This window comes from Parasphingomonas puruogangriensis, from assembly GCF_036663635.1.
In the GTDB taxonomy this organism is placed as follows: domain Bacteria; phylum Pseudomonadota; class Alphaproteobacteria; order Sphingomonadales; family Sphingomonadaceae; genus Sphingomonas.
Window position 1 is genome coordinate 312,716 of record NZ_JAXOJI010000004.1, and the last position, 13,238, is coordinate 325,953.

The following is a 13,238-nucleotide window of genomic DNA, read 5'->3' on the forward strand; positions in this document are numbered from 1 at the left end:
TGTCATGGCGCAGACCCCGCTCTTTGCCGCACCCGGCGCCGCACCGCGCATCCCGCCGGTGGCCAGCCTGGCCGAAGGGCAATGGCTCAAGGGCGACCTGCATCTGCACTCGCGCCACAGCAAGGATTCGACCAACAATCCCGAGGCGAAGATCATCAAGTTCGCCGAGGATACCGGCATCGACTATCTCGGCATCACCGATCACGACAACCATGTCGCAGGCGACGTCGCGCACCACACCTGGAGCGATCCCGAATTCAAGTCCAAGTCGGTGATCCTCTTGTACGGCGCCGAATGGACCACCGAGCGCGGCCATGCCAACGTCTTCGCGGCCAGGCCCTATGATCATCAACGGCTGTTCGACGTGCGCGACGCGCGCGATGCCAAAATCCTCGCGGTCAAAAAGTCCCTCGGCATTCATCTCTCAGGCAATCACCCGGCTGGTAAGGATCATTTCGGCTTTAGCTTCGATCTGCTCGATTCGCTTGAAGTGTGGAATTCGGCGGTGTGGCCGACCAACGCCGCCGCGGTGATGATCTGGGACGATATGCTCAAATCGGGGCGCAAGCTCACGGCCCGCGGCGGCAGCGATTCGCATCACGGGACGCCCGATACGCCGGCGCAGAAGTCGCCTAACACGGGCCAACGCAGCGCCAATTACGTCGGCACGCCGACCACCTGGGTGTTCGCCAAGACGCGTGACGCGAAGGGCGTCGTCGATGCGCTGACCAACGGCCGCGTCTCGATCAGCGCCAATCCCTTCGACCCGCGCGTCGAGCTGACCGCCGACCGCGACGGCGACGGGCGCCCCGACATGATGATGGGCGACAATGCCCGCCCGACCGGCAAGCCGGTCGTGTTCCAGGTGCGCCTGGTGGGCGGCGGCGTGCCCGGTGCGGTGTATCACGTCCGCGTGATCAAGAATGGCGATCCGTTCGGCGCGTATGATACGAATCCGGCGAACAACACGGTGTCGTTTAGCGACCTGCCGGCAGCGACCGGACGGAGCTATTACCGCGTCGAGGTCGAAGGGCCGCAAACGCCGTATCCGCAAGTCCCGGTCTCGACCGTGCTGAGCGGCAAGATGATCGCGCTGTCGAACCCGATCTACTTCAATTTCGATCCCGACTTCTGACGCGATAGCGACGCAAGTCTGTCTAAATCGGCGATTACAAATGGCAGGGGAGCTCGGACTCGAACCGAGGGCCTTCGGTTTTGGAGACCGACGCTCTAACCAACTGAGCTACACCCCTACGAAGCCCCGCCCATACCCCCCCCTTTTGCACTCCGCAAGCGGCGTTAGGCGGCGGCCGCCGAATCCTGCGCCCGATCGGCAATGGCGCGGGCTTCGTCGGCGGGCAGCGGACGGCCGAAATAATAGCCCTGGGCCTTGGAGCAACCAAGGGTCTGCACCATGCGATGCTCGTCCTCGGTCTCGACGCCCTCGGCGGTCGTCGCCATGCCCAGGCTTTGGGCAAGCGCCACCACGGCGCGGATGATGGCGATGGCCTCGGGCCCGCCGCGCGCCGCCTGGGTCACGAAGCTGCGATCGATCTTGATCGACGAAAAACGCGTGCGGCTGAGATAGCCGAGCGAACTGTAGCCGGTGCCGAAATCGTCCAGGCTGAGGCGCACGCCGAGATCGAGGATCTGTTCGAGCACGCGCGTCGCGCAGGTGCCTTCGCGCATGAACACGCTTTCGGTCACTTCGAGCTCGAGCCGTTCGGCCGGCAGGCCGCTATTGGCCAGCGCGGAGGCGACGACGGCGACGAAGGCAGGGTTGTGCAACTGCTCGGGCGAGACATTGACCGCGACGCGCACCGGGCAGGCCCAGCGGACCGCTTCCGCGCAGGCGCTGCGCAACACCCATTCGCCGATCGGCGCGATCATCCGGGCTTCTTCGGCCAGCGGCACGAATTTGGCCGGGGGGATCACGCCGAGTTCGGGGTGCGTCCAGCGCAGCAGCGCCTCGAACCCGGTCAGCGCGCCGCTGCCGGCATCCACCACCGGCTGGTAGTTGAGATGCATCTCGCCATTGCCGACCGCCTGGCGCAGCGCGAGTTCCAGCACGCGGCGTTCCTCGGCCTGCACGTGGAGCTGCGGCTCGTAGCAATGGAACGTGCCGCCGCCGGCGTCCTTCGAGCGATACAGCGCGAGATCGGCGGAGCGGATCAGCATCTCCGCCGTGCGCCCGTCGCGCGGGCCGACCGCGATGCCGATGCTGGCGCCGATGAACAAGGTGTGCGCGTCGATCTCATACGGGCGGGACAGCGTGTCGATGATCGCGCGGGCGAGCTGATCGAGCCGCCCCCGCGGCCCGGCATCGCTCACCACGACGGCGAATTCGTCGCCGCCGAGCCGCCCGATCATCTCGTTATCGGTCACGAGCTGCCCGAGCCGTTCCGACACGCGGCCAAGCAAACGGTCGCCGATTGGATGGCCCAACGTGTCGTTGATGGCTTTGAAGCGATCGAGATCGATCATCATGAAGGCGCATTTGCTGCCCCATTTGTCGGCCTCGGCCATGGCGCGGCCGAGCCCTTCGTTGATCAGCAGCCGGTTGGGCAGGCCGGTCAGCGCATCGAAGCGCGCCATGCGGTTGATCTTGTCGTTCGAGGCGCGCTGCTCGGTCACGTCGGAGCCGACGCCGCGAAAACCGATGAACCCGCCGCCTTCGTCGTGCCGCGGCGAGGCGGCGATCGACCACCACCGCTCCTCATCGCCGACCGTCACGGCGAGCACGAGATCGCGGAACGGCTCGCGGCCCTTCAGTTTCTCGGCCAGCAGACGCAGCCCGGGGGCGAAATTGCCCGCCTCCCAGGTTGATCCGGCAAGCACTTGCAGGAACGACATGCCGTTGACCACTGCAGGATCGAGCCCGACCGACTGGGCGAACCGCGGCGAGGCACGGACGATGCGGCGCTGGGCATCCGTCTCCCACAGCCAATCGGCGCTGTGATCCTCGAATTCGCGCAGCAGCAGGCTGACCGTCTGATCCCGTTCGGCCAGCGCGATCTCGCCAGCCCGAATGACCACCAGCGCACGACCGCGCGAGAAGCAGCCGATCAGCAGCAAGGCCGTGAACAGCAGGATGGCCGCGCCGAATAGCGGGCCGATGACGCTCCACGACATCGCCGCCACGGCGGTGCCGAGGATCAGCAGGAAGCTCATCGTGGCCAGCGGCAGGGCGGCCATCGCCACGGCAGATGCGGTCATCAGGATCGACAGCACGACCCACAGGCCGAAGGCGGCGCTGATATCGGCGCTCAGCCCGACGGCGAGCGGCGGGATCGACCATATCGCGGCGAGCGCGACGCCATCGAGCACCGTCGCGCGCACGTCGCCAAGCGTTGCCGTGGTGTCAGCGCGGTGGCGCGCGGCGAGGCGTCGGAAACCGACCATCGTCGCGACCGCCGCGGTCAGCGCGCCCCAGCATGCGACCGCCCATAACGGCATCAGGGGTGCGAGCAGCAAGGCGACCACGGCCGTGGCGACCAGATTTGCGGCAAGCATGAACAACGCGAGCTGTGAACCGGCATTGAGCTGCGCAGCGCGAATCGGGCCCCAGTCGGTGGTGTCGGCGGGATCGTACAGGCCGAGCAAGGCGCGCGCATCAATGCGCGGGCGGGCGAACTGGGAGGTCGGTGGGCTCTTCACCACGGCATCATACCGTCACGCTGGTTAGCGGATGGTTAGAATGCAGGTCGTTTCGGGGCGATTATTCGCGCGGCAAGTGGCAGCCTCGAGCCCGTCATCCTGACCAAAGTCACGATGACGGGCGGCGAAGGACGTTAAGCGGCAATATCGTAGGGCTTGATGTCACCGCTGAGATACAGGTTACGCGCCTTGGCGCGGCTCAGCTTGCCCGAACTGGTGCGGGGCAGGGTGCGCGGCGGGATCAACTCGATCACGCAGTTCATGCCGGTGACCGAGCGCACGCGCTCACGGATTTCCTCACGCAGGCGGATGCGCTCGGCATCGTCCGAACTGCGGCATTGCACCAATACGGCGGGGGTCTCTTCGCCGCCGGGTGTCGTAATCGCGAACGCCGCGATATCGCCGGCCTTGAAGCCGGGCAGCTGCTCCACCGCCCATTCGATATCCTGCGGCCAATGGTTGCGGCCGTTGACGATGATCATGTCCTTGGCGCGGCCGACGATGTAGATATAGCCGTCCGACAAATACCCCATATCGCCGGTGTCGAGCCAGCCATCAGCCATGCACGCTGCGGTGGCCGCCTCGTCGCGGAAATAGCCGACCATCAGCGACGGGCCAGTGCACCATACCTTGCCGATCGCACGCTCGGGCAGCGGCGTGCCGTCTTCCTCGCGGATTTCGATCGTCATGTCCCGCGCCGGCTTGCCGCAATTGACGATCGCGCGGAAACGCTGCGGGCGATCCTGCCCCGCAGCGACACCCGAAAGCTGCGTTTCCTCGACCAGCTCGACACGGATGCCTTCGCCCGGCGGCATGATCGATACGGCGAGCGTCGCTTCGGCCAGGCCGTAGCTCGGCAGGAAGGCGCTCGCCTTGAACCCGGCATCGGCAAAGGCGTCGACGAAGCTCTGCATCACGTCGGGGCGGATCATATCGGCGCCATTGCCCGCGACACGCCAGCGCGACAGATCGAAACGATCGCCGGCCTTGATCTGCGTGGAAATGCGGCGCGCGCAGATATCGTAGCCGAAGGTTGGCGAGTAAGAGAGCGTGGTGCCCTCGTTACGGCTGATCAGATCGAGCCAGGCGAGCGGGCGGCGGGCAAAATCCTCGGTCTTGAGATAGTCGGTCGACACCTGGTTGGCGACCGGCGACAGGAAGCAGCCGACTAGCCCCATGTCGTGATACCAGGGCAGCCACGACACGCAGCGATCGCTGTCGACCACTTCCATGCCGTGGCTGTGGGCGGCAAGATTGTTGAGCAAGGCGTGGTGGGTGATGGCGACGCCGTGCGGGAAGCGCGTCGAGCCGCTGGAATATTGCAGATAGGCCACGTCCTCGCCGCGCGCTTGCGGCAACGCGACGTCGGGCGCGCCACGCTCGGCGAATTCGGCCCAGTCGATGCCCTCGACGCCGGCCGCGCGGGCCGCGGCGCCGGCCATTTCGGCCAGCTCGGGGGGATAGACCAACATGGTCGGATCGCAGCTGGAAAGCTGGACGCGCAGCTGCTCGATATAGGAATCCTTGCCGCCGAACGAGGTCGGCAGCGGCAGCGGCACCGGCCAGGCACCGGCATAGATCACGCCGAAGAACAAGGCGGCGAATTCCGCACCCGTCTCGGCGACCAAGGCAATGCGGTCCTCGGGAGTGACGCCGGCGGCGACCAGGCGACGCGCCATGGCCAGCGCATCCTGGCGCATCTCGCGGAACGGGTAGGCGCGCACCAGCGTGCCGCGCGCATCGTGAAAATTCAATCCGCGGGCGCCGGTGGCGGCGTAATCCATCGCCGCACCCAGCGTGTCGAAATCGGCGAAACGCCGCGGCAACGAATCCGCGGTCGGCGTGGCGACTAGCGCTGCCGTTCGCTCGTCCTGCTGCAAAACGTCTATCGTCATTATTCCTGCGCCCTTGGTGACGGTTGATCCCGTCGCTATTTCGGATACGTACCCCGATACGATCCGTACACGTTCAAAATCCGTTCCGACTGTGGCACAATGATGGCGCATGCCGCCACGCCCATCCCGAGCCGCGCCGAAGGAGCGCCGTCCGCCGCCGCCACTGGACGCCGCCGCGCTCGATCGCCTGGCGTTGCGCTATGTCGAGCGGTTCGCCACGACGCGCGGGAAATTGACTGACTATCTGCGCCGCAAGATCCGCGAACGCGGGTGGGACGGGGGGGCGGCCGACCCGGCGGCGCTGGCCGAGAAGATGGCGGAACTCGGCTATATCGACGATTTGGCGTTTGGCGAGGCGCGCGCCACGGCCATGGCGCGGCGCGGGCTAGGCCGGCGGCGGGTGAGCGTGGCGTTTCGCCAGGCGGGCATCGGCGAGGATGATGCCGCAACGCTGGCGGCAGGAATCGAAGACCGATCGGTGCAGGCCGCGCTGACCTTCGCACGCAAAAAGCGCATCGGTCCGTTCGCGCTGACAACGCCGGACAAGGCCTTGCGCGAGAAGCAGATCGGCATGATGATCCGCGGCGGACACGATTTCACGCTGTCGCGGCGCATCGCCACGATGGCCCCGGGCGAGGCCACCGATGATCTGTCCGACAATTGAATTGCGACCGTGTCGCAAAACCCTTTTTCCCTGGGGGTTAGCCGTGCTAAGAACCGTTTCGGGGGAATTGACGTATGCGTAGTAGCGCGCAGCCGGCTGATGGGGGCCGATCTGATGAGCCGGTTGCGGCGGAACCACCCGGGGACGTGTCTCCGGGGGCACGGCGCTATGCCGGTACGTTGAAATGGTTCGACGTGACGCGCGGCTTCGGCTTCGTGGTCGGCGACGAGCCTGATGTCGGTGACATCCTGATCCATTTCTCGGTGCTGCAGCCGCATGGGCGGCGCAGCCTGCCCGAGGGTACGCGGATCGAATGCTATGCCGCCGCGCGGGACCGTGGGCTGCAGGCGACCGAGATCCTGTCGATCGATCTCAGCAATGCGGTGGAACCGCCGGTGCGGCCACGCCCGCAGAGCGACCGGATCGATCCCACCGGGCTGCTCGATCAGGCCGGGCCGTTCGAAGGCGTGACGATCAAATGGTTCAATCGGCTGAAAGGCTATGGTTTCCTGGTGCGCGATAGCGATTCGGCGGATATCTTCGTGCATATGGAAACGCTGCGCCGCGCTGGCCTCGCCGAAGTGGCGCCGGGCCAGGCGCTGCGCGCGCGCGTGGTCGATGGGCGCAAGGGGCCGCTGGCGGTCGAGGTCGCGGTCGAGGAGATAGAATGATCGTTCGCCGTCTGATCATCGCCCTGGCGCTGGGCGGCGCGCTGCTGACGTCAGCCTGCAAGCCGAGCGACGCCGTGTCGGCGAGCGATGCCGCGCAGGGCAAGTTGCCGCTGACCATCAAGAGCGCCAGCGGCGTGCATGCATTCGTGGTGGAACTCGCCAAGACGCCAGAGCAGCAGGAAAAAGGCCTGATGTTCCGCACCAACATTCCCAAGGATGCGGGCATGCTGTTCGCGCCCTATCCGGCGGCGGGCGGGGGGCCACGCGAAGCGAGCTTCTGGATGAAGAACACGCCCAGCAGCCTCGACATCATCTTCATCCGCGCCGACGGCACGATCGCTCGAATCGCGGAGAATACCGTGCCATTCTCCGAAACACCGGTGCCATCGGGCGAACCGGTCGCAGCGGTGCTCGAGTTGAACGGTGGAAGGGCAAGCGAGCTGGGGATCGGCGAGGGGGACAGCGTCAGTTGGCCGGGTGGTCCGAAGGCTGAGTGACCGGGCTCCCCAAGCGCGCCGATGGCTCGTTCTGAAGCATAATGTTGGTCGGAGATGTTCGTGGCGGCAGCTTTTCCTCACGGCACGGTCCATCAAGCCGGCGATGATCTGCAAGCCGCGCTGCGCTCTGATCCTGCAATCCTATCGCTGTGGGAAAGCCTGACGCCGCTGGGCCGCAATGAGTTCATCTGTTGGGTGGACGACGCCAAGCAATCGACAACGCGTGAACGGCGCATCGCGCGAACGCGAGAGGAATTGCTGGAGGGCAAGAAGCGTCCGTGCTGCTGGGCCGGCTGCATCCACCGCACCGACAAGCCGCCGAGCCGCTGGCAACAGGCGGTGTTGATCGACCAGAAGGGCAAGCGCCGGTAAGCTGGCTCCAGACGACGGGAAATAACTGACGGGCCGGAACGCGTACAGCAGACATGATGCGACCCAACCTCCGTCACCCCGGGCTTGACCCGGGGTCCCGCTTTTGGCTCAACCCAACGTCTCGAACAGGTCTCGCCACCCAAGATTGCTGCGTTCGATCAAGGCGAACTTCCACTCGCGCCGCCAAAGTTCGAGGTGCTTCTCGTTGCGCGATGGCATCGGTGATCGAGGGTGCGCGTTCGGGCCCAAACCAGTCGGTGCAGGCCATAAAGCCGGCAGCAGCCCGATCCATCGTAGCCTCGGTGCCGGGGGATTCGCGCTGGCAGGTCGGCGGTCACGCCCGCATACGTCGCGCCTCAATAGCAATCTGCCATGATATAGACCCAGTGGCTACGACGTCCCATTGCACGAAAAGAATAGAAGCGGGACCCCGGGTCAAGCCCGGGGTGACGAATAGGGGCGAAGGTCCGCTCACCGCCAGAATGCGACATCCTTGCAATGTTGGATTTCGTCTGGAATGATCCGCGCGATCTTTGATATTGTCGTTGTGCAAATCCGGACAAGAGGCTTCGTGGATGGCCGCTTGGTGCTGTGGCGCTTGGCTGCAGGTGCCTCCTCATATATGCGTGCCTGTCGCGTCGCGTCGCGTCGATAAGGACATGCGCCGATGCCGCCCAGGTGTCGCGCCGGTGTCGCTTTCGTGTCGCTTCCGCGGCGCATCCGGCGCAAAACACTGTCACCGTCTCAACATTCACAACATTCGCCATCGCATCCTGAGTCGCCGCCTTATTTGACGAATTGCCAGAGCCCCACTCGCCCGGCTATTGGAGCGCGCATGGGCATCAATCTCAATCCATTCACCTGGTGGAACGGGGCCACGATCGGCACCTGGTTCGGCCTGCGCGGCAAGGTCGTGGTCGGCGAGGATTCGCTGGGCAACGTCTATTACCAGGGCGGCAGCGACACCAATGGCAATCCGCGGCGCTGGGTGATCTATAATGGCGCCAATGACGCCAGCCGCGTCGCGCCCGAATGGTTCAGCTGGCTGCACCATCAGGTCGATGATCTGCCCGATCGGTCGCTGCCGGCGCCGCGCGTGTGGGAACAGCCGGCAATGGCCAATATGACCGGCACGCCGCTCGCCTATCGGCCCGCGGGGGCGCTCGAAAAGGGTGGGAAGCGCTCGGCTGCGACCGGCGACTACGAAGCCTGGACGCCAGATTCGTGAATCTGCAGCGCTGGCTGGGCGTGACGGCGCTGGTCGCCGGGCTCGGCGCGGCTGGCTGGTTCGGCTATGAACAGGTGCAGGATCGCCCAGCGGCGGCGGCGAGCGATACGCGCCCCGATATCCGCACCGCGCTCGACGAGGAGCCGGTGCAGACCGACGTGACCACGGTCGATGTGTCGGGTGGCGCCGATCCGTCGTTCGGGGCGACGCCGATGGCGCAGCGCGTCGCGGTGATCGGGTTGCTCAACAAACGCAATGGCCTCGCGCGCGACGTGACGCTGAAGCCGGGCCAGGCAGTGCGCGTCGGCGATGTCGTGATACGGCTGCGCGCGTGCGAGCGCACCGCGCCGTGGGAACAGCAACCTTATACCGGCGCGTTCGTGCAACTCGACGTGCAAGGAGCCGACCGACAGTTCCGGCGGGTATTCTCGGGCTGGCTGTACAAGGAGCGGCCGGGCCTGAACGTCGTGCCGCACCCGGTCTATGACGTGTGGACCAAGAGCTGCGCGATGACTTTCCCGGAAGGCGGGCCGAATTCGGTCAGCGGGGCGAGCGGGGCGGACGGTGCCGCGACACCGCGATCGAGCGCGAAGAAGTCGCCGACCCCTGCCGCCGCGCCGGCGGCATCCGCCCCGGTGCCGACCGCCCCAGCGATCGCCACCGACAGCGACCCGAGATAGGCGCTACGCGGGATTTCGATTGCGCCCAAAGAGGCGAGGTGATCGGTCATGAACTGGCAGTCGAGCAGCGTGAACCCGCCGACGCGCAGCCGCGCAACCAGCGCCGCAATCGCCACCTTGGAGGCGTCGCGCGCGCGGCTAACCATCGATTCGCCGAAAAAGGCGCGCCCGAGCGACAGGCCGTACAAGCCGCCGGCAAGGCGATCGCCCTCCCACACTTCGATCGAATGCGCGAAGCCCATCGCGTGCAGTTCGAGATAGACGCGTTCGATCTGGCGGTTGATCCAGGTGTCGGGGCGGTCCTCGGCGGCCTCGGCGCAGAGCTGGATGATGTCGGGAAAGGCCTGGTCGGCGGTAAGGCGGAAGCGATTGGCGACCAGCGTCTTACGCAGCGATTTCGATAGGTGGAATGCATCGAGCGGCAGGATCGCGCGCTCTTTCGGCTCGACCCAATAGATACTGGCGGCATCGCGCGCATCGGCCATCGGGAACACGCCGACCGAATAGGCCCCGAGCACGAGCTGCGGATCGAGCGGCACGACATCGAACGCAGCATGTTTGGGCGTGCGCGTCATGACGCGAGACGGCGCTCGATCGCTTGCCACAGCGCGGCGAAGGCCACGCCGCCGGCCGACTTGCCGGCGAAGCTGCCGACTGGTGCGCGCCGCACGGTCATCGATTCGATCACGCTGGCCATCGGGATCACCGGCCAGTCCGGATGGCGGGCCAGCGCCTCGGCATGCAGCGAGCGGCGCTTGTCGACCATCGAATGGACGGGGAGCAGTTCGGCCTTGCCGCCGAGATGGCGCTCGACCTCGGCAAAGGCGCGCTCGGACAGTGGCGAAGGGATCACCGGCACGACGATCAGGTCGGCGGCGCGCATCACCTGATCGCTGGTTTCGGTGAGCCCCGGCGGGCAATCGAGCAGGATGCGATCGTAGCTCTTGGCCAGGCCAGTGAGCAATTTGGCCAGCCGCTTCTTCTTGTCGAGCTGATGAAACAGCAGATCGAGCCCGCGCAGCGAGGCATCGGCGGGGAGCAGATCGAGCCGTTCGATCGCCGTGCGCCGGATCAGTTTGTCCGGCTCCAGGTCCTTCGCGAACACTGCCTGGGCCTGTTCCTTGGCGCGCGTGCCGGACAGGAGGTAGCTGGACGCGGCCTGCGGATCGAGATCCCAGAGCAGGGTGCGCCGCGACGACAGCGCCGCGGACGCCCAAGCGAGGTTGACGGCAAGCGTCGTCTTTCCGACGCCGCCCTTCAGGCTGTAAATGGCGATCGTGGACATGCCGGCATCGTGGCGCAGCAATGTTGCGCGCGCAAGGCGATGCTCTGCGTCGTTCCGCAGACAACGCCCGGATTTTGGTCACTCACCCTGCTTATGCCGAGATACGGCGGTGACGTGGGACCGAAGCCGGCAACAGCGAGGTATCGAGCAAATCTTGCTCGTCACGACCTTGTCACTCGGCGACCTGCAGCCGGCGCGGCATATTGGCGTGGCGCTCTTGCTGACGATCGCCGCCGCCACAGCGGCGCGTGCGCCGGAGCCACAGAAAAGGCCGGCGGATCACTCCGCCGGCCGATAATGTCGTCAAAAGCTTAGGCTCAGCCCTTGCAGGTGAAGTCGCCCTTGCCCGGCTGGGTGATCTTGGCGCTGGTCGGCGTACCCGTCAGCGTCCAGCCGTCGCCGGTCAGGGGTGCGCCGGCGGCCTCGGCGGTGACGGTGGCCGGGGTGCCGCCCTTTTCGGTGCGCACGCGCGCCTGCTTGTCGCCTTCGAAGAAGGTGACGAAGAACAACACGTTGCCCGGCTGGCAGCGCATCGATTTCTCGGCCTTGATCGCTGGCGGCAGTTCGACCGGCGCCCGGTTGGCGATCTCGGCCGCCTGCGGATCTTCCGAGACGCTGGAGACGACCTCGGGATCTTTGTTGCTGTTACAAGCCGTCAACGCCAGGAGCGAGACAGCGACGATGCTGGGGAGCAGAATTTTCATGGCGGGCGTTGCTTTGCGCGCGCGAAGGAAAACGTCAAGCCACGGCGGAGAAACGTTGCGTTCGCATGTGTGCGGCGCACCATTTGTTACAATTTATTGCTCGGCGTCATTCGTGGAACTCGTCCAGATCGGGAATGCGCCCGAAGGCGATCTTGGTGCCGACGCGATCGATGCGCCCGCCGGATTGCGGACCGAGGCTGACTGCATTGCGGCCGAACTTCTCGTTGATCCGGTCCATCGCGCGGCTCAGCGAGAGCGTGCGGGTTTCCCGGGCAAGTGGGTCGTCGGGGTCGAGCAGGCCGAAGAGGCTCGCCTGTTCGTGCGTGACAGGTTCGATTTCGCACAAGGTCACGCCGATCATGCGAATCTGGAAATCGCCGGGGCGTGCGCGGCCGGCGGCGACGAGTTGCGGGAACAGCGCGTCCAAGGCGGCAAGCACGGCAAAACTATCCTGGGTGGGCGAAAGCTTGCAGCTTGCGCGCCAGGTCGACTTGTCGTTCTCGAAACGCGCATGAAGCACCAGCAGGCGGCTGCGATACGCTTTTCGCCGTAATCGGCTGGTCGCCTTGAGTGCGAGGCGGCGGGCGGTGAGGCGCACCGGCTCGACTCCGCGCTTGCCCGGCGAGAGCACGTGGCTGTGGCCGATGCTGCGGCTTTGCGTAGGTTTTTCTGGCAGGTCGACGCCGTGCAGCAGATACCAAAGACGGTCGCCATTGGTGCCGCCCCAGGCGGCGCCCGCGTCGCGCGGGCGGCGTTCGCAATATTGGCGGATGTCGTTGATGCCGTCCTGCGCCAGACGCCGCTCCATCTTGGCGCCGATCCCGCTAATGTCGCGCAACGGCATGTCGTAAAGCCGCTGCGGCAGCGTCTCGGCGTGGAGCACGATCAGCCCGTCCGGCTTCTGCATATCGCTGGCCAGCTTGGCGAGCAGGCGGTTGGGGGCAATGCCGACCGAGGAGGTAAGGCATTCGCCGACATTGGCGCGAATGCCGGCCTTGATGCGGTGCGCGAGCGCGGTGGCGGCCTCCAGGCTGTTCTCATTGTCGAGCAGGCGGCAGGCGACTTCGTCGATCGAACACACTTTGGTGACCGGGATATGCTTCCAGATTTCCGCCACGATCGCATCGTGAAAGATGACATATTGGTCATGCCGGGCCGGGGTGACGATCAGATCGCGGCACAGGCGCTTGGCCTCCCACACGGGGGTGCCGGTGGAAATGCCGTACCGTTTGGCCTCGATCGACGCGGCAATCGCCACGGTGGTGTCGCTGTCGATCGGCGCAACCAAGACCGGCTTGCCGCGCAAGGCCGGGTTCAATTGCTGTTCGACGCTGGCGAAATAGGAATTGAGATCGAGGAACAGCCAGCGCAGCGGGCGTGGCGGCAAAGCGATCGAGTCGGCGCATACCGCTTGTTCTGAAGGTTGCGAAAGTAACACTACGCCCCCCTTTGCTTTCCAACACCACACATTCGAAAACGCGTTACAGGAAGGGTGGGGGAGTGGAACATTAAGAGAACATAGCACGCGGTGCGGTTGTAGGACAGCGGCGGGAGAGGCGCCTTCATTGCCGTCCAGAAACGCGAA

Annotated in this window: 12 protein-coding genes, 1 tRNA gene and 1 pseudogene; 7 read left to right on the plus strand and 7 right to left on the minus strand. The window is 65.6% G+C overall.

Going from position 1 to position 13,238, the window contains the following annotated elements; all coding sequences use genetic code 11:
- Positions 1-4: 4 nt before the first annotated feature.
- The gene (locus U1739_RS12545) at positions 5-1,135 is read left to right on the plus strand and encodes a CehA/McbA family metallohydrolase (RefSeq protein ID WP_332708521.1); all 1,131 of its coding nucleotides are present in this window, start codon (positions 5-7) and stop codon (positions 1,133-1,135) included.
- Positions 1,136-1,176: 41 nt separating this feature from the next.
- Here the strand turns inward: U1739_RS12545 and U1739_RS12550 are convergent.
- The 3 genes from U1739_RS12550 to U1739_RS12560 all read right to left on the minus strand — a co-directional run bounded on the left by U1739_RS12550 (position 1,177) and on the right by U1739_RS12560 (position 5,552).
- Positions 1,177-1,253, minus strand: a tRNA-Trp gene (locus tag U1739_RS12550).
- A 46-nt stretch (positions 1,254-1,299) separates the two neighbouring features.
- Positions 1,300-3,660 (minus strand): putative bifunctional diguanylate cyclase/phosphodiesterase, encoded by a 2,361-nt coding sequence (locus tag U1739_RS12555; RefSeq protein WP_443025553.1) that lies wholly within the window; start codon positions 3,658-3,660, stop codon positions 1,300-1,302.
- A 131-nt stretch (positions 3,661-3,791) separates the two neighbouring features.
- Complete coding sequence (locus U1739_RS12560) at positions 3,792-5,552, minus strand: fatty acyl-AMP ligase (protein WP_332708525.1); 1,761 nt, start codon at positions 5,550-5,552, stop codon at positions 3,792-3,794.
- A gap of 109 nt (positions 5,553-5,661) precedes the next feature.
- On the opposite strand from U1739_RS12560, the gene U1739_RS12565 reads away from it, so the two are divergent.
- The 6 genes and pseudogenes from U1739_RS12565 to U1739_RS12590 all read left to right on the plus strand — a co-directional run.
- Positions 5,662-6,216, plus strand: coding sequence for a regulatory protein RecX (locus tag U1739_RS12565; protein ID WP_332708527.1), 555 nt, complete (start codon positions 5,662-5,664; stop codon positions 6,214-6,216).
- Positions 6,217-6,362: 146 nt separating this feature from the next.
- Positions 6,363-6,887 (plus strand): cold-shock protein, encoded by a 525-nt coding sequence (locus tag U1739_RS12570; RefSeq protein WP_332708529.1) that lies wholly within the window; start codon positions 6,363-6,365, stop codon positions 6,885-6,887.
- Positions 6,884-7,384 (plus strand): DUF192 domain-containing protein, encoded by a 501-nt coding sequence (locus tag U1739_RS12575; protein ID WP_332708531.1) that lies wholly within the window; start codon positions 6,884-6,886, stop codon positions 7,382-7,384. The genes U1739_RS12570 and U1739_RS12575 overlap by 4 nt, the downstream gene beginning before the upstream one ends.
- A gap of 60 nt (positions 7,385-7,444) precedes the next feature.
- Positions 7,445-7,756, plus strand: a complete 312-nt coding sequence (locus tag U1739_RS12580; RefSeq protein ID WP_332708533.1) for a YdeI/OmpD-associated family protein — start codon at positions 7,445-7,447, stop codon at positions 7,754-7,756.
- Between the two features lie 835 nt (positions 7,757-8,591).
- Entirely contained in the window at positions 8,592-8,984 is a 393-nt protein-coding gene (locus U1739_RS12585) for an NADH:ubiquinone oxidoreductase subunit NDUFA12 (protein WP_332708535.1), read from the plus strand.
- A 212-nt stretch (positions 8,985-9,196) separates the two neighbouring features.
- Positions 9,197-9,430: pseudogene (locus tag U1739_RS12590) on the plus strand (DUF2155 domain-containing protein); the annotation flags it as partial.
- 35 nt (positions 9,431-9,465) lie between these two features.
- Here the strand turns inward: U1739_RS12590 and aat are convergent.
- From aat to U1739_RS12610, 4 genes are all read right to left on the minus strand, one after another.
- Positions 9,466-10,239, minus strand: coding sequence for a leucyl/phenylalanyl-tRNA--protein transferase (aat, locus tag U1739_RS12595; protein ID WP_332708537.1), 774 nt, complete (start codon positions 10,237-10,239; stop codon positions 9,466-9,468).
- The gene (locus tag U1739_RS12600; protein ID WP_332708539.1) at positions 10,236-10,949 is read right to left on the minus strand and encodes a ParA family protein; all 714 of its coding nucleotides are present in this window, start codon (positions 10,947-10,949) and stop codon (positions 10,236-10,238) included. Before U1739_RS12600 ends, aat begins: the two co-directional genes overlap by 4 nt.
- 317 nt (positions 10,950-11,266) lie before the next feature.
- Positions 11,267-11,653 (minus strand): hypothetical protein, encoded by a 387-nt coding sequence (locus U1739_RS12605; RefSeq protein ID WP_332708541.1) that lies wholly within the window; start codon positions 11,651-11,653, stop codon positions 11,267-11,269.
- A gap of 106 nt (positions 11,654-11,759) precedes the next feature.
- Positions 11,760-13,091, minus strand: a complete 1,332-nt coding sequence (locus U1739_RS12610; RefSeq protein ID WP_332708543.1) for a Y-family DNA polymerase — start codon at positions 13,089-13,091, stop codon at positions 11,760-11,762.
- Positions 13,092-13,238 lie beyond the last annotated feature (147 nt).

Coding starts and splice junctions, on each gene's coding strand:
- U1739_RS12545 (WP_332708521.1), top strand. CDS start 5: ATGGCGCAGACCCCGCTCTTTGCCGCACCCGGCGCCGCACCGCGCATC.
- U1739_RS12560 (WP_332708525.1), bottom strand. CDS start 5,552: ATGACGATAGACGTTTTGCAGCAGGACGAGCGAACGGCAGCGCTAGTC.
- U1739_RS12565 (WP_332708527.1), top strand. CDS start 5,662: ATGCCGCCACGCCCATCCCGAGCCGCGCCGAAGGAGCGCCGTCCGCCG.
- U1739_RS12575 (WP_332708531.1), top strand. CDS start 6,884: ATGATCGTTCGCCGTCTGATCATCGCCCTGGCGCTGGGCGGCGCGCTG.
- U1739_RS12585 (WP_332708535.1), top strand. CDS start 8,592: ATGGGCATCAATCTCAATCCATTCACCTGGTGGAACGGGGCCACGATC.
- aat (WP_332708537.1), bottom strand. CDS start 10,239: ATGACGCGCACGCCCAAACATGCTGCGTTCGATGTCGTGCCGCTCGAT.
- U1739_RS12600 (WP_332708539.1), bottom strand. CDS start 10,949: ATGTCCACGATCGCCATTTACAGCCTGAAGGGCGGCGTCGGAAAGACG.
- U1739_RS12605 (WP_332708541.1), bottom strand. CDS start 11,653: ATGAAAATTCTGCTCCCCAGCATCGTCGCTGTCTCGCTCCTGGCGTTG.